The 23,149-nt window shown below is 38.7% G+C and carries 21 protein-coding genes and 1 pseudogene; 14 read left to right on the top strand and 8 right to left on the bottom strand.

Annotated elements, in window-relative coordinates; translation table 11 throughout:
* The first annotated feature begins 67 nt into the window (after positions 1 to 67).
* The 6 genes from larE to L3V42_RS06045 all read left to right on the top strand — a co-directional run bounded on the left by larE (position 68) and on the right by L3V42_RS06045 (position 4,062).
* A complete protein-coding gene (larE, locus tag L3V42_RS06070) occupies positions 68 to 907 on the top strand; it encodes an ATP-dependent sacrificial sulfur transferase LarE (protein ID WP_255783424.1) in 840 nt (279 codons plus the stop codon).
* 92 nt (positions 908 to 999) lie between these two features.
* Positions 1,000 to 1,821, top strand: coding sequence for a nickel pincer cofactor biosynthesis protein LarC (larC, locus tag L3V42_RS06065; RefSeq protein ID WP_238471541.1), 822 nt, complete (start codon positions 1,000 to 1,002; stop codon positions 1,819 to 1,821).
* A gap of 21 nt (positions 1,822 to 1,842) precedes the next feature.
* Positions 1,843 to 2,622 carry a nickel pincer cofactor biosynthesis protein LarB gene (gene larB / locus L3V42_RS06060; protein ID WP_235763349.1) on the top strand — a complete coding sequence of 260 codons (780 nt, stop codon included), beginning with the start codon at positions 1,843 to 1,845 and terminating at the stop codon, positions 2,620 to 2,622.
* Positions 2,591 to 3,067, top strand: coding sequence for a nickel pincer cofactor biosynthesis protein LarC2 (gene larC2, locus L3V42_RS06055; protein WP_235763350.1), 477 nt, complete (start codon positions 2,591 to 2,593; stop codon positions 3,065 to 3,067). Before larB ends, larC2 begins: the two co-directional genes overlap by 32 nt.
* Before the next feature lie 43 nt (positions 3,068 to 3,110).
* A complete protein-coding gene (locus tag L3V42_RS06050) occupies positions 3,111 to 3,539 on the top strand; it encodes a DMT family transporter (protein WP_235763351.1) in 429 nt (142 codons plus the stop codon).
* Positions 3,540 to 3,552: 13 nt separating this feature from the next.
* Positions 3,553 to 4,062, top strand: a complete 510-nt coding sequence (locus L3V42_RS06045) for a DMT family transporter (protein WP_235763352.1) — start codon at positions 3,553 to 3,555, stop codon at positions 4,060 to 4,062.
* A 128-nt stretch (positions 4,063 to 4,190) separates the two neighbouring features.
* Here the strand turns inward: L3V42_RS06045 and L3V42_RS06040 are convergent, their stop codons facing one another.
* The 4 genes from L3V42_RS06040 to L3V42_RS06025 all read right to left on the bottom strand — a co-directional run bounded on the left by L3V42_RS06040 (position 4,191) and on the right by L3V42_RS06025 (position 7,643).
* Positions 4,191 to 4,517, bottom strand: a complete 327-nt coding sequence (locus L3V42_RS06040; protein ID WP_235763353.1) for a nucleoside triphosphate pyrophosphohydrolase — start codon at positions 4,515 to 4,517, stop codon at positions 4,191 to 4,193.
* 118 nt (positions 4,518 to 4,635) lie between these two features.
* Complete coding sequence (gene menC / locus L3V42_RS06035) at positions 4,636 to 5,742, bottom strand: o-succinylbenzoate synthase (RefSeq protein ID WP_238471540.1); 1,107 nt, start codon at positions 5,740 to 5,742, stop codon at positions 4,636 to 4,638.
* Between the two features lie 99 nt (positions 5,743 to 5,841).
* On the bottom strand, positions 5,842 to 6,624 hold the full coding sequence (locus L3V42_RS06030) for a GNAT family N-acetyltransferase (protein WP_238471539.1): 783 nt from the start codon (positions 6,622 to 6,624) through the stop codon (positions 5,842 to 5,844).
* A gap of 17 nt (positions 6,625 to 6,641) precedes the next feature.
* Entirely contained in the window at positions 6,642 to 7,643 is a 1,002-nt protein-coding gene (locus tag L3V42_RS06025; RefSeq protein WP_238471538.1) for an aromatic acid exporter family protein, read from the bottom strand.
* Between the two features lie 151 nt (positions 7,644 to 7,794).
* On the opposite strand from L3V42_RS06025, the gene L3V42_RS06020 reads away from it, so the two are divergent.
* A complete protein-coding gene (locus L3V42_RS06020; protein WP_235763357.1) occupies positions 7,795 to 8,637 on the top strand; it encodes an aldo/keto reductase in 843 nt (280 codons plus the stop codon).
* 24 nt (positions 8,638 to 8,661) lie between these two features.
* The gene (locus L3V42_RS06015) at positions 8,662 to 9,159 is read left to right on the top strand and encodes an LURP-one-related/scramblase family protein (protein WP_238471537.1); all 498 of its coding nucleotides are present in this window, start codon (positions 8,662 to 8,664) and stop codon (positions 9,157 to 9,159) included.
* 50 nt (positions 9,160 to 9,209) lie between these two features.
* On the opposite strand, the gene L3V42_RS06010 is transcribed toward L3V42_RS06015, so the two are convergent.
* Positions 9,210 to 10,406, bottom strand: a complete 1,197-nt coding sequence (locus L3V42_RS06010; RefSeq protein WP_238471536.1) for a coenzyme F420-0:L-glutamate ligase — start codon at positions 10,404 to 10,406, stop codon at positions 9,210 to 9,212.
* A gap of 185 nt (positions 10,407 to 10,591) precedes the next feature.
* On the opposite strand from L3V42_RS06010, the gene L3V42_RS06005 reads away from it, so the two are divergent.
* A complete protein-coding gene (locus L3V42_RS06005; RefSeq protein WP_235763359.1) occupies positions 10,592 to 11,479 on the top strand; it encodes a LysR family transcriptional regulator in 888 nt (295 codons plus the stop codon).
* 36 nt (positions 11,480 to 11,515) lie between these two features.
* Here the strand turns inward: L3V42_RS06005 and L3V42_RS06000 are convergent, their stop codons facing one another.
* Positions 11,516 to 12,094, bottom strand: a complete 579-nt coding sequence (locus L3V42_RS06000; protein ID WP_238471535.1) for a hypothetical protein — start codon at positions 12,092 to 12,094, stop codon at positions 11,516 to 11,518.
* Positions 12,095 to 12,102: 8 nt separating this feature from the next.
* Positions 12,103 to 12,993, bottom strand: coding sequence for a TetR/AcrR family transcriptional regulator (locus L3V42_RS05995; protein WP_235763361.1), 891 nt, complete (start codon positions 12,991 to 12,993; stop codon positions 12,103 to 12,105).
* Between the two features lie 615 nt (positions 12,994 to 13,608).
* Here L3V42_RS05995 and L3V42_RS05990 point away from each other — a divergent pair.
* From L3V42_RS05990 to nagE, 5 genes and pseudogenes are all read left to right on the top strand, one after another.
* The gene (locus tag L3V42_RS05990) at positions 13,609 to 16,770 is read left to right on the top strand and encodes a lantibiotic dehydratase (RefSeq protein ID WP_238471534.1); all 3,162 of its coding nucleotides are present in this window, start codon (positions 13,609 to 13,611) and stop codon (positions 16,768 to 16,770) included.
* Positions 16,763 to 18,592 (top strand): ABC transporter ATP-binding protein, encoded by a 1,830-nt coding sequence (locus L3V42_RS05985; protein ID WP_238471533.1) that lies wholly within the window; start codon positions 16,763 to 16,765, stop codon positions 18,590 to 18,592. Before L3V42_RS05990 ends, L3V42_RS05985 begins: the two co-directional genes overlap by 8 nt.
* Positions 18,593 to 18,623: 31 nt before the next feature.
* Positions 18,624 to 19,916 (top strand): lanthionine synthetase C family protein, encoded by a 1,293-nt coding sequence (locus L3V42_RS05980; protein ID WP_238471532.1) that lies wholly within the window; start codon positions 18,624 to 18,626, stop codon positions 19,914 to 19,916.
* Between the two features lie 271 nt (positions 19,917 to 20,187).
* Positions 20,188 to 20,400, top strand: a pseudogene (locus L3V42_RS05975) (hypothetical protein); the annotation flags it as partial.
* 291 nt (positions 20,401 to 20,691) lie between these two features.
* Positions 20,692 to 22,146 (top strand): N-acetylglucosamine-specific PTS transporter subunit IIBC, encoded by a 1,455-nt coding sequence (gene nagE / locus L3V42_RS05970; RefSeq protein WP_188855898.1) that lies wholly within the window; start codon positions 20,692 to 20,694, stop codon positions 22,144 to 22,146.
* A gap of 26 nt (positions 22,147 to 22,172) precedes the next feature.
* On the opposite strand, the gene L3V42_RS05965 is transcribed toward nagE, so the two are convergent.
* Entirely contained in the window at positions 22,173 to 22,907 is a 735-nt protein-coding gene (locus tag L3V42_RS05965) for a GntR family transcriptional regulator (protein WP_188855897.1), read from the bottom strand.
* Between the last annotated feature and the right edge of the window lie 242 nt (positions 22,908 to 23,149).

Here is a 23,149-nt window from a genome sequence, read left to right as displayed (position 1 = left end):
AAGTCTTAACTACAATTAAGTATTATCTTAATGTTACCCTAAAAAATACTAAAATGAGGTGAATCGATTGGTTAAATTGAATGAAAAGAACAAACATCTTGGCGGTATTTTACGTGATATGGGTCGCGTGATGGTTGCTTTCTCAGGCGGTGTGGACAGCGCGGTTGTATTGAAGCGTGCGAAAGAAGAATTGGGAGATCAGGTGCTTGCTGTTGTTGTAGATTCTGAGCTTTTCCGTGATTCGGAGCGTGATGCAGCTGTTGAACTTGCTAAAAGCTTAGGTGTAGAAGTACATGTTACAGAAATGAAAGAGCTTGAACAGCCGGAAATTGTCGCGAACAATCCAGACAGCTGGTACTATAGTAAGAAGCTTCTTTACACACATCTGAACAAGTTTGCAAAAGAAATGGATTACCCATATGTACTCGATGGCATGATCAAGGATGATGAGGCAGACTTCCGTCCAGGTCTGAAAGCGAGAACGGAAGAAGGTATCCGCAGTGTATTGCAGGAAGCAGATTTTTATAAAACGGATGTACGTGCATTGGCGAAGGAACTGGATCTTCCGGTTTGGAACAAGGTAGCGTCATGCAGCCTAGCTTCTCGTATTCCATACGGTACAGCATTGAATGCGGAAATCATCAATCGGGTGAATAAGGCAGAACTTTATCTGCAATCTCTCGGATTCGACAAAGTGCGAGTTCGTTATCATGATAACGTTGCCCGCATTGAAGTTGCGCCAGAGAAAATTACGGAAGTGCTATTCAAGCGCGAGGAGATTCAGCAGCAATTGAACGTGTTCGGCTTTGATTATGTATCGGTCGACCTTGCCGGATACCGGACAGGAAGCATGAACGAAGTAATCGAGCAAGAACAGTTGAAGTCCAATCAAAAGGCATTTGCTTAAAAAAGTGAGCAGTTTTCATTCGTTACGATTGGAAACTGCTCTTTTTAACGTTGAAGTAGCTTTAACTAGACTGGAAAGAGGGAGTAATAAAGATGAAGACACTGTATTTCGATTGTTTTTCTGGAATAAGCGGAGATATGACAATCGGTGCTTTGCTTGATGCAGGCGGCGATTTTTCTAAACTAGAAACAGAATTGAAGAAATTACATATTGAGGAAGAATATGAACTAAGGGTGAGCACCGTCAATAAAAATGGAATTACAGCGACCAAATTTGATTGTATACTCACCGCGGAAAATCATCACCATCATCATGAGCACGAACACACGCATGATCACGAAGAGCATACCCATCATCACGGTCATGATGGACATCATCATGAACACGGTCATCACCACCAAGATCACCGCTCCTACAAGGATATCGTTGACCTGATTTCAAATTCAGAGTTGACGGAATATGTAAAAGACACATCCCTTCGTATTTTTAAAAAAATCGGAGAAGCAGAAGGAAAAATTCATGGCATGCCGCTGGCTGACGTGCACTTTCATGAAGTTGGAGCAGTGGACTCGATTATTGATATAGTTGGGGCAGCGATTTTATTGGAACAGCTCGGTATTGAAAAAGTTAAATCAGCTCCTGTTCCAACGGGTTCGGGGCAAATTCATATTGATCATGGTATTTACCCGATTCCTGCGCCAGCAACGCTCGAGATTTTAAAAGGTGTTCCATTAGGGAAAAGTGATTTAAAATCAGAGCTTACAACACCGACTGGAGCGGCTTTTGCAGCGGTGATCGCAGAAGAATTTATCGCTTTTCCGCCAATGAAGGTCGATTTTATTGGCTACGGAGCAGGAACGAAAAGCTTCCCGAAACATCCGAACGTGTTGCGGGTAGTAATTGGAGAAGAGTAATGACGGAAGTGAAGTGACAACATGGAGAAAATTTTACGGCAAGTTCAAGCAGGAGAATTAACGATAGAAGAAGCAATGAAAAGTTTGGCAACCTATGAAGAGCTAGGGTTTGCCAAGGTCGATCATCACCGGAAGCAACGTCAAGGCTTTCCCGAGGTTATTTTTGGGGAAGGGAAGACGCCGGAGCAGATTGCAGCAATCATTACGGCCATGAAAGAAAATCAGGATGATGTCGTCGTGACAAGGGTTGAGAAAGAAAAGGCGGAAGAAATTCTGAAACGCCACCCGGAGCTTTCTTATCATGACACGGCAAGAATTCTATCATGGAAAGCAAAGGAGACGGTGAAGACACGCACTGGCTATATTGCAGTGCTTTGTGCGGGAACTTCGGATCTGCCGGTTGCTGAGGAAGCAGCGATTATTGCTGAGCTGTTCGGGAGTAATGTGCGTCGTTTTTATGATGTCGGGGTTGCAGGAATTCACCGGCTGCTTGAACATGCGGAGGAAATTCAAGGGGCAACCGTTTCGGTAGTTGTTGCAGGGATGGAAGGAGCATTAGCGAGTGTTGTAGGCGGGCTTGTGTCGCATCCTGTCATCGCTGTTCCAACAAGTATCGGATATGGAGCAAGTTTTAAAGGTGTTTCCGCCTTGCTAACGATGCTAAATTCTTGTGCGAGCGGGGTGAGCGTCGTGAATATCGATAACGGTTTCGGCGGTGCTTACCAGGCTGTCATGATTGACCGAATCGCTAATGGTGAAGAGGGAGTGGATGGATATCGAACACAAGCATCCACCGAATGAAGAACATATTGATGACAACATGTTTAAAATGGAAGTGAACCTAGATGATGTGCCGGGTGAGTGGCTCGGGTATGTGATGGACAGGTTGTTTGCTGCTGGAGCGAATGATTGTATCTATTCACCGATTTATATGAAGAAAAATCGTCCAGGTATTTTGCTTCAGCTGTTGTGTTCTGAAGAAAAGTTAGAGAAAATGAAAGAAATTTTGTTAACGGAGACAACTACCCTCGGTATCCGCTATTATCCTATTACCGTGCACCGAATGGAAAGACAATTTATAAAAGTGGAAACGGAATGGGGACCAATTACGGTGAAACAAGGCTTGCGGAATGGGGAAGTTTTCCAGAGTTCTCCGGAGTATGAGGAATGTAAGGAAATTGCCGAAAAACATCAAATACCACTGAAACATGTATATGCGGCGGTCTGGCAAGCATTAGGTGCCTAGACAAGAAGCGAATTTTAGTCGAATAAGGTGGGGAAACGAAGGAATGCGGTATACAGCTTATCTTTTTGCATTACTGGCGGGAATCCTTGTAAGTTTCCAAGGGGCATTCTACGGACAGCTCGGTAAGTGGATTGGCCAATTGGAAACGAGTTTTTATAACTTTGCAGTTGGTTCCGTCATGCTCGGGTTATTATGGCTTTTTCTCGGGAAAGGCAAGCTTTCCAATGTTGTTACGGTTCCTAAATGGACGCTCTTTGGCGGATTTTTAGGGGTCATTTATTTAACGATGCTTGTCATCAGTGTTCCGTTTGTCGGCGTTGGCATTGCGATGGTCGCATTAATCATCGGGCAGTTGCTGATGAGTACAGTGATTGAACATTTTGGCTGGCTCGGAGCGAGTCAGGTGAAAATCAACCGAGAGAAAATCTTAGCGATTCTGTCCATGCTTATTGCTCTTATTTTGATTCAGTAGGAGGTGACGGGGAATGGGCACACTTGGAATACTTCTTATGATGATGGGTGGACTCTTGGTAAGCAGTCAATCGTCCGTCAATGCCTCATTAGGTAGGAGAATCGGGACAATTGAAGGTGCACTCATCTCTTTCCTTACTGGGACAGGCTTGCTTGCGATTCTTGTGCTTTTCTTTGGCCGGGGAGATTTATTTGCCCTCTTTGAGGCGCCGAAATGGCAGCTTCTTGGTGTGTTTTGCGGCGTGCTCTTTGTTCTTATTAATATTACGGTAGTTCCAAAAATTGGGATGATATCAACAAGTATCCTCGTCATCAGCGGGCAGCTGTCGATGGGACTTATCATCGACCATTTCGGTTGGTTCCACGTTACCGTCATTCCTTTAGATGCGAAACGGGGGCTTGCTATCCTGTTTATGGTGCTTGCACTTTATTTTATCTATAAAGGGAATGTGCGGGCGAAAAAACTCGAACAATCCGGGGATAAGGCATTAAAAAATGAGGCACTTAGGGAAAAATCTAACTAAGTAAATGAATTTCATAATTACCAAAGTCGGCTTTTTCATCACCATATGTAGTTGGGAACGAACCAACTACATATGGTGATGGTGAAGCATTAAATAAGTATTATGAAATTCATTAAAGTGCCTCATTATTATTTCTCCTCTACATCGATCAAATAAATCTTCTCTTCAAACCCACCATATTCCTCTGCCTTTTTCACTCGACGTTTTTCTACTTCTTCCATCGATGTGTCGTGAATACCGACAAGGGTCTGCATGACCTCCAAGATATCGGCAAGTTCTTCTAATGCATCTTCATCATTTGCTGCATCCTGATATTCCATTACTTCTTCATTCAATTTCTTCTTCAGTTCCATAATATAGCGATCCTGATTAAGGGTTTCGGTTTTGAACGCTTGATCGTTTTGTTCCAATATTGCCGGTATACCATCACGGACAAGTTTATTATACGTCGTCATCTGAGAGACACTCCTTCTTATTGTTGTCTGCTACGTGAGAATGCAAAGAATCCTGAATCATCCTTCTTATATTCAATCGTTCCCCAAATACCGACAGAAAAAACGTCCGGAAGTCTATTCATCGATAATGTTTTTTATTGACCGTAAATGCTTCAATTGTTTCCTGGTCGATTTCATAGCCAATCCCGGATTTCTTAGGAACCATAATATAGCCGTCATCCGCGATTACTTCCGGAAAGATGATATCCTTTTCCCAATAGCGGTCGGACCCCGATGTGTCACCTGGCAAAGTAAAATTTGCGAGCGATGTCAGTGCAATATTATGAGCCCGGCCAATTCCAGATTCAAGCATACCGCCGCACCAGACGGGAATGCCTTTTTCTGCACAGTAATCATGAATTCGTTTCGCTTCGGTCAATCCGCCAACACGACCAATTTTCACGTTTATAACTTTTGTGCTTCCGAGTTCCACCGCTTTTCGCGCATCTTCCAACGAATTGATGCTTTCATCTAAGCAAATCGGTGTTTTCAGCTCCTTTTGCAGCTTGGCATGGTCGACGATATCATCGGAGGCAAGTGGTTGTTCAATCATCATGAGGTTAAATTCATCAAGTTGTTTTAACGTATCAAGGTCTTCCCATGAATAAGCGGAATTGGCATCTGCCATAATCGGGAGATCCGGAAAATGTTCGCGTAAAGCACGGATGATTTGCACATCTTTCCCTGGTTTGATTTTCACCTTTATGCGTTTATAGCCCTCTTCCACGTACTGGTGAATGAGTTGGATAAGGTCAGCAGTAGTCCGCTGAATACCTATGCTGATTCCGACTTCAATCCGCCGAGCACTACCGCCAAGAGCCGCCGCAAGCGATTGATTCGTCTGCTGGGCATAGATATCCCAAATCGCTCCTTCAATCGTGGACTTAGCCATATTGTTTTTACGAATCGGGGAAAAAATATTACTCACTTCATCTGGATGCTCCAATTTTTTATTCAAGATAAGTGGGATGAGGAAGTCTTCGAGCATATGCCAGTTCGTCATCATCGTTTCCTCTGTATACCAAGGAGCACGGAAGGCGACGGATTCTCCCCAGCCAATCGTTCCACTTTTGTCTTTTGCTTCTAGTACTAGAAAGTCCCTATTTTCCAACGTTCCGAAACTTGTTGCAAAAGGGGATTTTAATTTCATTTGTAAATGACGGATGGTGATCTCTGTCAATTTCATGATTCATTTCCTCCAAGATTAATACTGTTTTATACCACGCATTAGCGGTCTGTACTACCCCCATCTCTAAATATGGGGAAAACCCCACGGAGTGAAGTTTCACTTTATAAAAATATAAGCGGCATATTGGTCCATAACTCGCAGCTCTACGGCTGTAAATCCAGCTTGAAACAGACGTTGAAAAGCATATCTCGTCTTCAATCTCCAGTCTAGTGCGCGGTTTTTATTCGTTTGCTTTAAATGTTGGAAATCTTTAGGGACGAGCAGCGAATAGGCTTCTGCTGTGAGATTTCCAATATGATTCGTTACATAAACAGGTAGTTCATCCTTCGTGAAAGTAATCGAATTAAATGGGATAATTGTTTCTGGAAAGCTAATTTCCCGACCAGTCACATGGGGGCTTTCCAAATGCCAATGCAGCTCAAGCCGGTCGGAAGGAAGTCCTTGATTCAGGCCGTCTTCCATGTCACCGTAGCAATTTTCTATATATGTATGTGTTATTCCGTGTAATTTCGTCAAATTCAAATATGCATTTCGTGTTTCCAGCGGATCAAATGTCCAGTTCATCTTGCGGTAGCCTTTTCGAAGCGCAATCTCCCGCTGTTTCTGTTTCAATTTTTCACCAATCCCGCAGGAACGGTAAGGTTCATCGACCCCAAGCATGTGAGAGCAGAGATAAACTTCTCCATCACGGAAGCCTGGGAAACCGTAGCTGAAGCCGCATAGCTTACCATCTGCATATGCTCCGATCATGATTCCGCCATTCTTCACGTTGGTGATGGTCAGGTGGGGCGGCACAATTTCCGTCGCCCAGATTCTTGTCTCTAAAGCATTTACTTCTTGTAGCTCTTCCGGCGTTGTTAATTCTCGCAGTTCAATCATCGCTTTTTCGCTTCCTTCTATTCTAGTCTTGATTGTTGCACGCTAGCCCGATTGGAAAAAGGCTCGCGCTGCCGCATCACTTTCTTTTTAACCAGCAAATAATTCTTGATTTCAAAAAGCAGGTAAAAGAGATTGGCCCGTACTTCGAATTCTTCTCTTGTCTTTGGCAGCTCATCTTCACGAAAAACTTCTTCGTAAGCTTCCAGTTTTTCAAGAACTGAATCAACGTTCTTCGTGCGGACGTTTTCGCTAATGTTCAAGAATAGGTCGGCAACCATTTCACGTTGTTCCACGTGGATCTCTGAGAGGGAGACGATGCCGATAATCGGGAGCATTTGTCGTAACGTGGCGAGTTGCTCTTCCCGCAATCTGAAATAATGATAATCCGTTCTCTTTTCTTGTAATAGATTGTTTTCAATATCCTGGGTGGCCATCGATTTCGCTTGATTAATAATTTCTTCCGCTTCATTGATCTCTTGTCCGTCCCAATTCCGGTGGTTATCTTTTAAAAAAGCATGGAATTCATAGAGGATCTTTGCATATTTTTCTTCAATTTCATATTTATATCGATCGATGTCCTTCTTCATACTTGGCATAATACTGTTTACAAGGAAGGCAATTCCAATCCCTGTGAAAATGATAAATAGTTCATGGTAGAACACTTCAAAACTTGCATTTCCAATCATATAAATATGGGAGAGGACAACCATGCTCGTAATAAACCCGTTTTGAATCCGCGCTTTCATTAAGATAGGTATAAAGAGAAGGATGAAAATCGCAAATACAATCGGGTGATAGCCTAATAATTCAAAGACACCCATTCCGAGCACAAGTGAAAGAAGACAAGCAAAAAATTTATCCTTAATTGTATCAATGGTTCGTTTTTTCGTCCGTTCAATACACATAATGACAAGAATCGCTGCAAAAGTAGCAAATTGGATGTCTACAAGGCTTGCAAACCACATCGCAATTCCTGCACCGACTGCTGTTTTAATCGTTCGGTATCCCATACCAACCATCTGAAAACACCTCTCTTCCCTGATGACGTTCATTATGGTCTATTATAGACTGTCAAAGGAAGAAGTAACAGAAATCAGGTCGGTGAGTGTGTTATACTAAATTTAATTACTCATTTAAATAGAGCAATCAATAGAAAAGGAGAGGTTTTATATGATCAGATCAATTCCTGAAATTACATTAAATGATGGACTAACAATCCCAGCAATTGGGCTGGGGACGTATAAAATGAATGGTAACGTTGGAGTCCAGTCGATTACAAGTGCGATAGATAATGGGTATCGCCTGCTTGATAGCGCTTATAACTATGAAAACGAAGGTACAGTAGGGGAAGCTGTCCGGAAAACCGGGGTGCAGCGTCAAGATTTAATCATCACGTCGAAGCTGCCGGGGAGATACCATCAATACGACTTGGCTGTGCAGACAATTCAAGAGTCCTTGTACCGAGCGAATCTCGATTACTATGATTTGTACCTCATCCACTGGCCGAACCCGAAGCAGGATGTGTATGTCGAAGCTTGGCAGGCGTTAATTGATGCAAAAAGATGGGGCTTGGTTCGTTCAATCGGAACGAGTAATTTCCTGCCGGAGCATATCGAACGACTGGAAAAAGAAACCGGTGTGAAGCCAAGTGTGAACCAGATTGAGTTGCACCCGTTCTTCAATCAGGAGGAGCAGCGGAAATGGCATGAAGAGAATGATGTTCAGACACAATCCTGGAGTCCACTTGCTCGTGTGAATAACGTGCTTGATAATGATATTCTAACGGCAATTGCGTCGCGCCATAATAAGTCCGTATCCCAAGTTATTCTGCGCTGGCATTATCAGCTGGGATCGGTTGCTATTCCAAGATCGACTTCACCTGTCCGTCAGCGGGAAAATCTTGCAATTTTTGATTTTGAACTATCACAGGAAGAAATGAAAAGAATAGCCGAATTGACTCGTCCGGACGGGAGACAGAAAGACCAAGATCCAGCTGTCTATGAAGAGTTTTAATCTGACGAAGTGTGAGGGTATTTTATGAAAGAATTGTATATAAAGCAAAAACTACTCAGTCTGAGTGGCAGATTTACGGTGAAAGATGCGGATGAGCGTGATGTATATATCGTCGAGGGCAGCTTTATGAAAATCCCGAAAGTCTATACGATTAAGGATGAAAGAGAAGCGGAAGTTGCCCGGATTACGAAACGTGTGCTTACGTGGATGCCGAAGTTCACCGTTGCTGTTGCCGGCGAAGAAGTCATCACAATAAAAAAGGAATTTTCATTTTTTAAACCACGTTATACGATTGATGCGCTTGGCTTAGAGGTGACAGGAGATTGGTGGGGCATGGACTTTGAAGTGTATCAGCACGGAGAGTTCATTGGTGATGTGAAAAAGAAATGGTTTACTTGGGGTGATAGTTATCAAGTTAGAGTCAATGATGAATCCCAAGAAAATCTGATAATTTCTCTTGTTGTCGCAATCGATTGTGTGAAAGCAGATCAATCAGCGGCTGCCACTTCGGCTGGAAGCTGAATAAAACCGGGGCCACAAGGAAGAATTTTTCCAGTGGTCCGGTTTTAAAATTAGTTTTGATCAGTATAGTTATCAAAGTACCCTTGAATGTAGACAAAAGGTGTTCCTTTGTCGCCGCTTCCTGACGTGAGGTCAGATAGAGAGCCGATTAAGTCGGTTAGTTTTCGCGGTGTTGTACCTTGTGCCTCCATCGATCCGACAAGGTCATCACCTTTTTTATCAATGAATGCTGCAATTGCTTCGTCCAATTCATCTCCGCGCAGATGGCTGAAGTTATTATCAGCTAAATATTTTAATTTGATTTCGTTCGGTGTGCCTTCCAGACCTGCTGTGTAAGCTGGGGAAACGACAGGGTCTGCTAGCTCCCAGATTTTCCCGGCCGGGTCTTTAAAAGCACCGTCACCGTACACCATTACTTCAACTGTCTTTCCAGTTGCTTGTTTAATTTTTTCTTGAATCCCATCGACTAATTCCTGACATTTATTCGGGAAGAGTTTCACACTTTCTTCCGTCGCTTTATTGGAACCGAGTAGGCCGTATGCTTCGTTATAACCACTGCCATTAATCGGTTCTGTCAAAATATCGTCCAGTCCGTAAACAGTTTCCGCACCGTGTTTCTTTAGGATCCGTTTCGTCCGCTGGCGCGAATGGATATCACAAGTGAGGACATGCTTCGTGTAGTCCAGGATTGATTTCGCGTTATTGGAAAAAATAATTTCGCATTCAATTCCTTCAGCTTCCACAATACTACGGTAATATTCAATATAATCGACTCCAGTGAACGGGTGCTTGCGATCTCCGAATAACTCGCGGAATTCTTTTTCTGTCAAAACATCTGTCCATGGATTGACCCCTTTATCATCCAAGTCATCAATGCTGACTAAATGGTTGCCAACCTCATCGGCCGGGTAGCTCAGCATGAGGACAATTTTCTTAACGCCGCGGGCAATTCCGCTCAAACTGCTGGAAAAGCGATTCCGGCTAAGGATTGGGAAGATGACTCCAACCGTTTTGCCAGCAAATTTTCTTTTAATATCTTCCGCAATCGCTTCGATGCTCGCATAGTTTCCTTGTGCCCGTGCAACAATCGACTCGGTTAATGAGACAATATCACGGTCGCGGATGTGGTACCCTTCGACTTCTGCTGCCTGTAAAACGGTTTCGACGACGATTCCCTCAAGGTCATCGCCTTCATTGATAATTGGTGCTCTGAGTCCACGTGCTGTTGTACCTACTGCTCTTACCAATCTAATCTCTCCTAATCTTTATGAGAATATATTTATCACGCACTAACGGTCTGTCATACCCCACTAAATGAAGTTTCACTTTATGTACGTCCCTGTTAACTTTTGATTTCCCTTCTTTACTATACCTGTAATCCGTGATATAAGTAAAATTAATAATAATAATACCTGTCATTAGGAGAATTTATATGATAGAGAATTTGGATTTATACCGTGTGTTTCAGATTGTCAGTCAAAATAAGAGCTTTTCTCAAGCGGCAACAGAACTATTTATGACCCAGTCTGCTGTGAGTCAAGCAATTTCCCGGCTGGAGAAGGAGCTTGAAGTCAAGCTGTTTTACCGGACCCCAAAAGGTGTTGTGTTAACGACAGAGGGGAAAGTGCTGCAGGAGCACGTGAGCTCCGCGTTAGGGATTCTCGACGTTGCGGAAGATAAAATTCAAGCGTATAAGGGGCTTAGGCGTGGTGAGTTGCGGATTGCAGTTGGGGATACGATTTCCCGTTATTTTTTATTACCTTATTTGGAAGAATTTCATGCGCGTTTTCCTGGAATTAAGCTGAAGGTGTTAAATGGAACTACTCCTGAGATTTTGGGGTTTTTGAAAGCAGGGGAAGCGGATGTCGGGGTATGTAATTTGCCGATAGCTGATGAGCAGTTCGACGTTACGCCATGTATGGAAATTCATGATATTTTCGTTTGCGGGGATAAATATAAACGGATTTCGAAACATCGGATCAGCTATGATCATTTGATGGAACTACCGCTCATCTTTTTTGAAAAAAATACGGTCTCCCGCGATTATGTGGATGCGTTTTTTAAAGAAAGAGGGTATGAACTGTCTCCGGTATTCGAACTTGGTTCTTATGATCTTATTATGGATTTTGCGAAAGGGAACTTAGGCATATCTTGTGTTGTTCGCGAGTTTTCTCGTGAGTATTTAAACCGCGGTATTGTCCATGAAGTATTGCTGGAAGAGGAAATCCCGAGCCGGTATATCGGTATTGTCCATTTAAAAACAGTCCCACTCTCCCGCGCCGCAGCCAAGTTCGTCGATAGCATTAAACCGAGGATTTAAAAATGGGTCATTGAGCCTCTTTGTCCCATTAATATATTATTTTGCGACTTTTTTTCCTTCATTTCCCTTTTGTGTCGACTCTGTACCAAAGGTAATAAAGAATATACTAAATCCTAAATTTAATAGAAGCGTACAAACAATAGCTGATATAGGTAATTCTGATTGCGGTATCAAATATTTATTAACTAGCGTTAAAATTGAAACTGTCAACAAGATATGAATAGCGGATATAACTAAACGACCGAATAAATTGAATTTCTTATAAAGATAGAATAAGGAAAATAATGTTATAAAACAAAAGAACGATATAATCGTGTACCAGATTAAGTTCTCATCCCTAAGCACATTACTTGTATTAATAAAGGAGTGAAAGATCTTGAATATAAACAAGTAAACCCCCATGTAAAACACGAAAATAATAATACTTGTAGCCATTCCTTCCATCATTAATTTTAATAAGTTGATTTTTCCTTTGGATTTGATAACTTCACTTACGATGTGGAGCAAACTAACAGCAATAAGTAAAAAAATGACCGTATAAACCTGTGTAAGCGGTATTTCCCCTTTTACAATTTGTAAAATAATATGAAAGACTTCTATTAATTCACCTAACAAGAGATCACCTACTTAAGATAATTTTGTTGAATGATTGAAGTACAAACGTCCACAGTATACCTTAAATCTTTTATTTGCTGTATATTACGTAATAAACCTAGTATGATTATTAAATCACCACCCTGCGATTTTTCGAGCTCTTTACGTATTAATTTTACCGAGGTACTTACTTCTACGAACTCCTCTCTTGATAATTGAATATTTTTGATAATTAATTCTAAATCCTCCACTTTTCTTTTAAGGACAGAGCACACATCGATTTCATTTTCGTTTTCATTTTCTCTTTCTTCCGAGAAATCATAAGCCTCCAATAAGGGAACGATTTGATTCGAAATAAAACCTTTATAAATACATGTAATAATCTGGCTAATATACTCAACAAGATCGTCCAATTCTAAATCTTTACGGTCATAAATGGCTACCGTACTGTACTCCTCAACTATACTATTTAAAATAATTACCATATCTAGTGAACAATAGTTTAATTCTTTTCCGCCTAGATATTGCAAGATTTCCACAAGTCTTTTGTAAATTTGATTTCTTTTCTCGATAACATAATTCGCCACTTCTGGGTCATTAATATTTTGTTCATTCATTTGCATAATTAAAAACTCTTCATGTTCAAATGGAACACTTAAATAGTTTCTTAATATCTTTTTAAAAGTATGTAGTCTTTGTTCAAACTCACTATGTTCTATTAACTCTAGCTGTAAGCGTTCATATAAGCTATCTAGATAAAACTGATAAACGGAAATAAGGATATGTTTTTTTGACGTAAAATACGAGTATAACGTACTCCTAGATATTTCAGCACAATTAGCGATTTCCTGAACACTGGAAGCGTAATAGCCTTTTTGGGCAAATAATGTTAAAGCTGCTGTTAAAATTCTCTCCCTCAAAACCAATCACCCCTGTCATAATTTTGGAATTAACTTAAAAAACGTAATACGTACTAGTCAGCCCGGTATGTTTTTGCGAAACTTTGATTCGACTTCTGGTAGAAAATAGATTTGAGCCTATGACCTTCAGGAAAGAAAGAAGAATTTCGCAGAATCAAGTAACTATTTCAATAATACATTAATTAAGTTTATGTAAGAACAAAAAAACAAAAACTATAAAATATTATGTTAATCGTAACATTTACGAAATATATGTAACATTCTTGATATATTATATCATTAATGGAAAAAATAGCAATATTGACTTATTTTTTGGTGCATTCTATTATGAGCATGTGATATCACAAAATAAAAAATATTGGAGGTAGAAATAATTATGCAAAAGGATTTCGAACTAAATGTACAAAAAAATTCAGTATCAGTTAAAGGAGTGGCTACGCCAAACACGGTTTCACCTATTAGAGTGTCACTCCGTGCGTGTCCATCTAGAAGTTGCCCAACATTAGTGTGTATTTCCTTTGGCTGTGGCAATAAATAATTTTTACTAAAATGAGAAGTTCATCTCTAAGTTATATCCGCGAGATGAACTTCTTATTTCAAAAAGGAGCTAGAAACATGAAAAAAAACCATCTAACATCTCGAAAATCAACATCTAACCTTCAAGTTTTGGATCGTTTTATGGTAAGGACACCTTTCGAGAGTATGTCATATTTCTTTAATCATGTCTCTGAAAAGTTTTTAAACAATATGTCAATGGATGAGCAGTTACTGTTTTTTAAGAACCTTGTTTTGGGTAATAAAGCAATAAAGGAAATAATATCCGTATCCAGTCCCTCCTTGTATTTCTCGATTGAAAGAACTAATTTAGAAAGTAGATCCAAAGATAAACGAAATGTTATTAAAGGTGTTTTCCGGTACTTAAACCGTATATCAACTAGAACAACACCGTTTGGCTTATGTGCTTCAGTAGGAATTGGAACGTTTCATCATGAACACACTCCTATTCACGATTCGTTTACTTACCGAAAAAAGGTTCAAGTTGATATGGAATGGGCTCATCAATTAGTGAAGCTATTACAAAGTGATGTGGAGTTGATTTATAGTTTAGATATTAAAGTAAATGGAAGTATCTTAGCCAAAGGGAATCGAGCAAAGCTTGCTTTTAGTTCGAACAGTGTAAAAAATGACGAGTCTGATATTTCATATACAGAAACTACTATAAATTATAATAAGATTATTCAAGACGTAGTTAAGCATACAAAGAACGGTATTCCATTTCTTGAAATGTTACGTATCTTATCGGAGAAAAACCCAGGGGTAGAAGAGGAAATTATTATCAAATTCTTATTTAATTTGATTCAACAAGAGTTTTTAATTACCAACTTAGAATTAACCAATACAATTAGTAATCCTTTGAAAATGATTCTAACGATATTAGAGGAGGTTAATTATGATCATCCCTTAACCCGCGAACTAAAAGAATTGGATTTGTTAATAAATGAGTATGAGGAACTAGAAATTGGAAAAGGTCTAGAATTTTTCCATCAGTTAACGAAAAAGATGAGGAAATTAATACACGTTAAAGATCCTTTGAAAATTGATCTGATTACTGAGGGGAAACCATTTACTCTATCGGATGCTATAAAAGAAAATATAGAAGACGTTACTAATTTGTTGTGTCAGCTTACCGCTTTGAATGGTGGAATTGTGAATCATAATTTACAGAAATACCATAACTTATTTTTAGAACAATACGGATTGGAGAGAGAAGTGCCCCTAATAGAATTGTTAGATAATGATATTGGTATTGGTGCTCCTAATTCCTATACTTACCCTCCAAATCCAAATAATAGTGAGGAGAATAATGCTAAAGATCCACTCGGATTTATAGATAATTTATTTATTCAATGGATTACAGAAACATTTTTAATGAACAAGAATGAACTTGAATTAACAAAAAAACATATTGATGTTATTAGGAATTTGAATAGTCAAGAGTATCGTTCCCCAGATTCCCTTGATATGTTTTTTACGACTATTAAGAAGGGTGATCAAACCAACTTTGTTCTGGGAGCTAATCCATATGCTAACGGAGCTGGATCGACGATAGGGAGGTTTATAAACTATTTTCCTGAAGCAGAAGAATATTGGTCACATATTAATGAGAAAGAAAAAGAATTGCATCCAGATGCATTGTTAGTAGAAGTAACCCCAGCTACTATAGATCCTCGTAATTTAAATGTATGTCAAATTAAAAATAGAAGGGACTATACTTTAAACATCGTAAGCAACTACTACCATGAAAATCATATTGAGCTTTCAGATGTTGTTGTTGGGAGCACACATGATTCGCTTTACTTAAAATCTAAGAAACTACAGAAAGAAATAATTCCTGTCAGTAGTCATAGATTAAATCCAGATATTTGCTCTAATATTTATCGCTTTTTAATTGAAGTAGGAATGCAGCGAATGGGTACAAATTATCCATATTTTTTTAGTAATATTATTAGTTTAAATCTCCCTGCATTACCAAGAATCACGTATAAGAATATTATTTTGAGCCGTGCAAGATGGACGCTTCATTCCTATATGTTTAAAAAACAAAAAAGTTTTAATGACTTTAGCTTGGAGTTTTCTGAATTAAAAAGAAAATACCAGATACCTAGATTTGTTTATCTTTCTAATTTAGATAATCAAATATTATATGATTTGCACAATAAAGTTCACATGGAGGATCTCTATCGGGAAGTAGCAAAACTAGAGCATGGTACAACATTAACGTTACTCGAATATTTGGATAGTGAAGAAGGATATGCTAGGGAAATAGTATTTTCTTTCATAAATAAAAGTAAATGGGTCGATGAACATAGATTTACTGAGCAAATTAAAAAAAGTCCATTATCGATAATTCCTAATGAAGACCGGATATTTCTGCCTTTTAGTAATTGGATCTATTTAAAAATTTACTGCGCCGAGAATAGAGTAGAAGAATTCTTAGGAGAGCATCTTTATTATTTTATAAAAAATAATAACTGGTATAACCATTTTTTCTTTATGCGCTATAGAGACCCTAAATTTCATATCAGACTTCGATTTAATATACCCAATATTTCCGAGGAGGCAATTGCAACTCTTCGTGATTGGTTAAATTCCATGCTAGAGATAGGTATTATTAATAAATGCACAGTTGATACATATGATCCCGAAATAGAAAGGTATGGCTCTCCTGGTCTTATGAATGTTGCCGAGCAATTATTCTACTCCGATAGTCTTTTATCTTTAGATATTTTGAATAGAAAACAAACTGTAGGATTAACGATGCCTTCAGATCAACTTGCTATTTTAAACATTAGCCATTATATGTCTACTTACGGTTGGTCCTTTGAACAGCAATTAGATTTTTTGAACCGTTCTACTAATTATAAAGCGTATTTAAAGGACTTTCGAGAGAATAGAAGCACTTTCATTCAGTTTTTCAATGATTATTTGAACGGTTTTAACAGCAATTCGGAGGAAGAAAGGTTTATCCTTCACTGTCTCCACCAACGAAACGATGCTCTGGTTTCTTACAAACATGCTATTGAACAGCATAAATTGGAACATCTTTTATATTCTGATGAAACCCATATTCTAGACAGTATGATTCATCTACATATGAATCGGCTTATTGGAATCGATCGGGTATTTGAAAAAAGGGCAATTACTTTATATAGGCATCTACTTTATACACTGATCAATCAGAAAAATGCAGTTAAGGAAGTACAAAATAATGGTTAATGTAGACTCAATAAGTATAAGAAGTATTATATTTACTTTTTCACTATGGCCACGCATCTTTAATATTTTATGGAAAGCAAACCAATTTTATTTTTTTTGTATTTTAGTGCTTAGTATAAGTAGAGGGTTAATGCCTGCCTTAACTTTAATTGCAACACAACAAGTAGTGAATACGATTGTCTTAAACAACCAAACGAGTGAATTTAATATTGTCTTGGTTCCTCTCGCTGTTTTCGTTAGCTTATTCTTTTTAAATGAACTTTTAATGATCTTCCAAATGCACACATCGACCGTCTATCAAACCTATCTTTCTAACCATGTAAAAGTTGAAATTATAAAAAAGGTTGGAAAGATGAGTTTGCCTAACTTTGAAAATTCATTAATTCAGGATCAATTGCAACGGTCGCAGCAAGAAGCTGATTTTAGACCATATGAAATCTTTCAACAAATACTATCTATTATTACTGGCGCGGTAACGCTTGTTTCTTCAGCTGGAATTCTATTAACCTGGAATTGGAAATTGACATTGCTTCTAGGGCTTGTTCCTATACTATTCTTTTTTGCTTATTTAAGTTTAGGAAAAAAAGAATTTCTTATTCATTATCATCGTGTACCAAATCAACGTAAGTCATGGTATCTTTTACAATTACAAACGCGGGATTCCAGCTTTAAAGAAGCGAAGATTTATCGTTTAAGTAATTATCTATTAAAAGAATATAGGAACATCATTAATCAATTTCTTAAAGAAGATAAATTTTTGGCAAATAAACGAACACAATTGTCTATTGTCTCGCAATTATGTGGGAATATTATTGTCGGTATCATCGTTTTTTATGTTGCTTATGCCGGATTTTATGGTGATATAAATATCGGTAATTTAGTTGCCTATTTTTCTGCCATTACTTTGACTTATACTAACTCTCAAACCATTGTTTGGGATATTGTTGATATCTGTAAAAATAATTTATATATACAACAGTTATTTTTCTTTTTAGATTTAAAAGATGGTCACGATGAAGGAGCTTTAACAAAAGATAAACAGACTGTATTCTTTTCCGAAATTGAAACCATTGAGTTTCGCAATGTATATTTTAAATATCCAGCAACAGAAAATTATGTTTTAAAAAACGTTAATTTCAAACTTAGAAGAGGAGAAACACTTGCTTTAGTTGGCCAAAATGGGTCTGGTAAATCTACAATAATTAAGCTGATATGTAAATTGTATAATGATTATGAAGGTGAAATATTAATTAATGGTATTTCCATTCGGGATATACCAACGGAACTATTTTATAAGGAATTAGGCGTAGTCTTTCAAGATTTTGTGAACTACGAGATGAGTCTATGGAAAAATGTCGGGTTCGGAGATATTGACAATCTAAACGATGAAAATAGAGTGAATGATGCTATAGAAAAGTCTGGCCTTACAGCATTTGTTCAAACCTTACCTAAACAGAAGAATACACAGTTAGGAAAGTATTTTCTAGATGGTTATCAACTTTCGGGAGGACAATGGCAACGATTAGCTATTGCTCGAGCTTTTATGCGTGATGCTTCGTTATATATTTTAGATGAACCAAGTGCTGCGTTAGATTCAGTGGCTGAGGCAAATATCTTTAAAAAGTTCGGTGATTTAGTTGAAGGAAGAATAGGAATATTCATTTCCCATCGTTATACCTCTATGCACTTTGCCGATCATATTCTTGTTTTACAGCAAGGGGAAGTGGTAGAAAGAGGCACTCATGAGGAACTTTTGGAGATAGCTGGTGTCTACTCTAGACTATATAGACTGCAAATGAATAATTTAAAAAAGGCAAAATAAATATCTGGTGTTTAGGGAGGGAACCCCACTAATGGAAAAAAATACTGAAATATTTGAAATAAATATGGAAGAGTTTCTACGTCAGTTCAAACACACGTTAATGGAACCTAAGAAGTTAATAAGACTCCTCGAAAAAAGCAAAGTAACAACACCCGATCTTTCCTTGGCAACGGGACTATCTGGAGTTCTTATGTTAAGCGCACAACTTCAGGAACAAGAAAAGCAATGGGAAGAAGTAGGAGCTAATATGCTGCAATATATTAACACAAACTTACAACCAATGCATTTATCGTTATGGGCAGGATTAACTGGTATCGCAGCTTCTACTTATTTGCTTTCAAATAATGGAAAGTATTATAGTAACTTTCTTCACCAAATCAACGAACTTATAGTTAATAGTACAGAAGATTTTTTAAATCAAGCCAAAAAGAATATACAATCTGGTAACGTCCAAAGTTTTGATTTCGAAACGATCTATGGTTTGGCAGGAATTGGGAGATATTTATTGTTTTTTTCAAAGGAAGAAGAAGTAAACCAACTAATAAATAAAATGATTGATTACTTTGTTCTTTTAGACAATCAGCAGGAAGTGAACGGATTTTTACTCCCCCATTACTTTATAACATTTGATAATCAATTTGAAGATGATAGGAATAGATATCAAAATGGTCATCTCGACTTAGGAATATCTCATGGAATATGCGGGCCTTTAGCATTTTTATCACTTGCTTATGAACAAGGATTTAATTATCCAAAACAGGTTGAGGTGATTCATCATTTAAGCAGCATTTTAATAGACTTTGCTCAAGAAGATGGGGAAATGGTCTGGTGGCCATCTAAGATTAGCTTTGAAGAATTCACAAATAAGAAGTTGCAGTCATATAATAAGTATTCTTTCGCTTGGTGTTATGGAGCCCCTGGTGTCGCACGTACATTATGGTTAAGTGGAAGAGTCACTAATAATCAACTATATAAAGAGTTGGCTAAACACGCTTATTCTTCATTATCAAAATTAAATCTGAATCAACTTGGGCTTGTATCGCCAACTTATTGTCACGGATATGCAGGTTTATTACATCAAACTTTATTAATGTATTTAGAAACTAGAGATGAAAATTTATATTACTTTATGGAAACAATTAAAGACGAATTACTAACTTTCTTTAATAAAAATAATCCACTAGGGTTCTATGATATAGATTATAACGGCAACAAAAAAACATGTGTAGGAGGATTAGAGGGTATTTCTGGTATTTGGTCAACGATTGATGCTGTGGATAAGTTAAAGAAGCCGAATTGGTCGTTTTTGTTTTTATTAGATTAATCAAGTTTTTACTCTAAGAAACTTAAGCAAGGGACAGGTGTATGCCTGTCTTTGTTATTCTTTCATATGCTAACGAACCTTTACAGCAATCCCTTTAATTCACTATTTGCTCGATGACTTTGAGGTTAAATGTCCAACTTATGTATAGACAGGCAATATTGGATGCTAAACTGTGATTGTAAATTTTTCACTTATAAAGTCGGAGGTGGAAAGAGTATGATATTGAAGAAACTCTTTAAGAAAGCGCAAGAGGAAATGATTTATGTACTGCGACCTTCATATCGACAATCATGTCCCGTTTGGAGATGCACTCTTGGAGCATGATAACGTTGCGGTTCCGTTTGCTCCAAGCTCGACGATTATAAGAGCCGCGATTATAAATAGTGTTATCGCACTAGCTATCGCCTCACTGGCAGAGAAAGGGATTACTCCGCCTGTTTTCCTTAGTGGGAATGTGGATGGAGCTGATGAGCATAATGAGTAATTAATGAAAAAGCATAAAGAGCTGTTTTCTTAGGTATAATGATGGATTTGCATACGTATAGTTGTATAGACAACCATACTGTATTTTGATAAAATAAATATGAATAAATCTTTTTTTACGTGCTACCAATCAGTTTGAAGATGGAAGGGAGGGCAGTAGCAAAAGTTAAATTTTCCTTTTAAATGACAGCGCTATCATATTGCGTTTTTTATTAATCCAACATGAAAGATGAAAGGAAAATGACCAAGAACAAGCTTTATCATCATTAAATTCTAGAAGAGGATGATTATTATGATGAAGTATTTACAAAACCTTGGTAAATCGCTCATGCTCCCTGTAGCTGTACTGCCGGCTGCCGCGATCCTGATGGGGATCGGTTACGGGATTGACCCGGAAGGATGGGGTGAGGCGAATAAGGTAGCAGCTTTCCTCATTAGTGCCGGTAGTGCTATTTTAGATTTCCTCCCTGTTTTATTTGCAGTTGGTGTCGCAGTCGGTATGGCCAAGGAAAGGGATGGATCTGCAGCGCTTAGTGGTTTGGTAGGCTTTTTGATTGTTACTACAGTGCTTTCTGTTGATAATGTGGCTCTCCTTCAGGGGATTGAAGCGGAAAGTGTGAATGCGGCTTTTGCCAATATTGAGAACGTCTTTGTCGGTATTATTTCAGGTCTTATTGCTGCCGCGATGTATAATCGATTTAGTAAGACGAAACTTCCTGATGCGCTCGCTTTCTTTAGTGGAAAACGGCTTGTTCCGATAATGACAGCTGGTACGATGCTTCTTTTGTCTTTACTCTTTTTGTTAATCTGGCCAATTGCTTATTCTGGATTAGTAGCATTCGGTACGGCAATTAGTAACTTAGGTTCTGTTGGTGCTGGGCTTTATGGCTTCTTTAATCGGCTATTAATTCCAACTGGACTGCATCATGCCCTAAACTCTGTATTCTGGTTTGACGTGGCTGGGATTAACGATATTGCTAATTTCTGGTCCGGTCAAGGGGAAAAAGGGATAACTGGAATGTATCAGGCCGGATTTTTCCCAATTATGATGTTTGGTTTGCCAGCAGCAACATTAGCAATGTATCATACGGCTAAAACGAGAAGAAGAAAACAAGTTGCTTCTCTACTGATGGCCGCGGCTTTTGCAGCTTTCCTGACAGGTGTAACCGAACCAATTGAATTTTCCTTCATGTTCTTAGCTCCATTCTTGTATGTTGTGCATGCAGCCTTAACAGGATTATCCTTATTTATTGCATCGGCCTTTGGCTGGACTGCAGGTTTTAGTTTCAGTGCCGGAGCAATCGACTTTTTCTTGAGTTCGCGGTTGCCACTTGCGAATCAGCCATGGATGCTTATTGTGCAGGGTCTTGTGTTTGCGGTAATTTATTATTTCTTGTTCCGTTTCTTAATCGTTAAGTTCGATATGAAAACGCCGGGCCGGGAAGATGATGATGAAGTTGTGGAAGCGGCGACTGAATCAGCCTCTGGTGCAGGTGATCGCTTTGCAGTGATGGCTCGTGAAATTTACGCAGGTCTTGGTGGGGATGAAAATGTTCTCTCCGTTGATAATTGTGCGACGCGGCTCAGGCTGGAAGTTAAAGACGCACAACAGGTAGATCAGCCAAGAATTAAAGCAACTGGTGTGCCGGGCGTCCAAATTGTTGGGAAAAACAATGTTCAGGTTATCGTTGGTACCCAGGTGCAAGCAGTGGCAGATGAGGTAAGGAGCATCCGAAATAAAAAATAGCGGAAAAAAGATGGAACGGGGATACCTTAGGATTCCCGTTTCATCTGTAAATGGAAGATATATTTATCTGCACGGTAAGCGGACTTCACGTATTCAACAGGGGTTTCTAAGTCTTCTTGTAAATAACTTGTCCGTTTCATGAGTAATATCGGATTCCCCTCTTTGATGCGTAAATGGTTGATTTCATTATCTGTGGCAAGTACAGCCTCGATGCTCTGGGTGCCGTACCCTATTTGCAATTGAAGCTTGTTTTCCAAATAGTGATAGAATGAGGTTGTGACATCTTGTTTCGTCATTTCCCCGACAAGTTTTTTGGGAGTATACACTGTCTCAAGGGCAACGGGTTCATCGTTTGCAAGGCGGATTCGTTTGATTTCGTAAATGGTATCCGCTGCATTTAATTTTAAAATAGAGGCAAGCTCGGTGTTTCCTGAAATAGTTTTAAAACTGATCAGTTTATTCGATGGGATGAGTCCGCGGCTTGTCATATCTTCACTGAAACTAGTTAAACCGGAAAGATCTTGTTCGAACTTATTCTCCGCGACAAAGGTGCCTTTTCCTTTTTGACGGTATAAAAGTCCTTCGCTTGCAAGATTGTTGATCGCTTGTCTTACAGTCATCCGACTAATATTATATTTCTCTGTGAACTCTCGCTCAGATGGCAATAGATCACCAGGTTTTAGCTCGTTCGTTTCAATTAATTGCCTGATTCGTACTTCTAATTGATAATAAATTGGGATTGGTGAATCTTTATCAATCATACTAAAAACCCCCCCTACTTATCTTCACTAATTGTATCAAAAAGACGACAACATGTATAATTGTAAGGATGTATAGACCACTAGTATAGGAAGAACGGGACATTGGGGTCAGAGCGAGGCCACTGAAAAAGTCTCCTTAGAACAGCTAACAAAAATGATTTGTTAGCTGTTCTATTTTATAATCAAAGTAATAACGATGAAAGTAGCGGGTGATTACATGTTACAAAAGCAAGAGAGTCTTT

The organism is Oceanobacillus alkalisoli (assembly GCF_022213125.1).
In the GTDB taxonomy this organism is placed as follows: domain Bacteria; phylum Bacillota; class Bacilli; order Bacillales; family Amphibacillaceae; genus Oceanobacillus; species Oceanobacillus alkalisoli.
This window is presented reverse-complemented; position numbering and strand designations above follow the sequence as displayed.

What these genes read in the sequence shown, in the direction of transcription:
- L3V42_RS05980 (WP_238471532.1), top strand. Translation starts at nt 18,624, where the DNA reads ATGGAAAAAAATACTGAAATATTTGAAATAAATATGGAAGAGTTTCTA.
- L3V42_RS05985 (WP_238471533.1), top strand. Translation starts at nt 16,763, where the DNA reads ATGGTTAATGTAGACTCAATAAGTATAAGAAGTATTATATTTACTTTT.
- L3V42_RS06030 (WP_238471539.1), bottom strand. Translation starts at nt 6,624, where the DNA reads ATGATTGAACTGCGAGAATTAACAACGCCGGAAGAGCTACAAGAAGTA.
- larB (WP_235763349.1), top strand. Translation starts at nt 1,843, where the DNA reads ATGGAGAAAATTTTACGGCAAGTTCAAGCAGGAGAATTAACGATAGAA.
- L3V42_RS06040 (WP_235763353.1), bottom strand. Translation starts at nt 4,517, where the DNA reads ATGACGACGTATAATAAACTTGTCCGTGATGGTATACCGGCAATATTG.
- L3V42_RS06025 (WP_238471538.1), bottom strand. Translation starts at nt 7,643, where the DNA reads ATGGTTGGTATGGGATACCGAACGATTAAAACAGCAGTCGGTGCAGGA.
- larC2 (WP_235763350.1), top strand. Translation starts at nt 2,591, where the DNA reads ATGGATATCGAACACAAGCATCCACCGAATGAAGAACATATTGATGAC.
- nagE (WP_188855898.1), top strand. Translation starts at nt 20,692, where the DNA reads ATGATGAAGTATTTACAAAACCTTGGTAAATCGCTCATGCTCCCTGTA.
- L3V42_RS06045 (WP_235763352.1), top strand. Translation starts at nt 3,553, where the DNA reads ATGGGCACACTTGGAATACTTCTTATGATGATGGGTGGACTCTTGGTA.
- larC (WP_238471541.1), top strand. Translation starts at nt 1,000, where the DNA reads ATGAAGACACTGTATTTCGATTGTTTTTCTGGAATAAGCGGAGATATG.
- L3V42_RS06015 (WP_238471537.1), top strand. Translation starts at nt 8,662, where the DNA reads ATGAAAGAATTGTATATAAAGCAAAAACTACTCAGTCTGAGTGGCAGA.
- L3V42_RS05990 (WP_238471534.1), top strand. Translation starts at nt 13,609, where the DNA reads ATGAAAAAAAACCATCTAACATCTCGAAAATCAACATCTAACCTTCAA.
- L3V42_RS05965 (WP_188855897.1), bottom strand. Translation starts at nt 22,907, where the DNA reads ATGATTGATAAAGATTCACCAATCCCAATTTATTATCAATTAGAAGTA.
- L3V42_RS06050 (WP_235763351.1), top strand. Translation starts at nt 3,111, where the DNA reads ATGCGGTATACAGCTTATCTTTTTGCATTACTGGCGGGAATCCTTGTA.
- L3V42_RS06005 (WP_235763359.1), top strand. Translation starts at nt 10,592, where the DNA reads ATGATAGAGAATTTGGATTTATACCGTGTGTTTCAGATTGTCAGTCAA.
- menC (WP_238471540.1), bottom strand. Translation starts at nt 5,742, where the DNA reads ATGAAATTGACAGAGATCACCATCCGTCATTTACAAATGAAATTAAAA.
- L3V42_RS06020 (WP_235763357.1), top strand. Translation starts at nt 7,795, where the DNA reads ATGATCAGATCAATTCCTGAAATTACATTAAATGATGGACTAACAATC.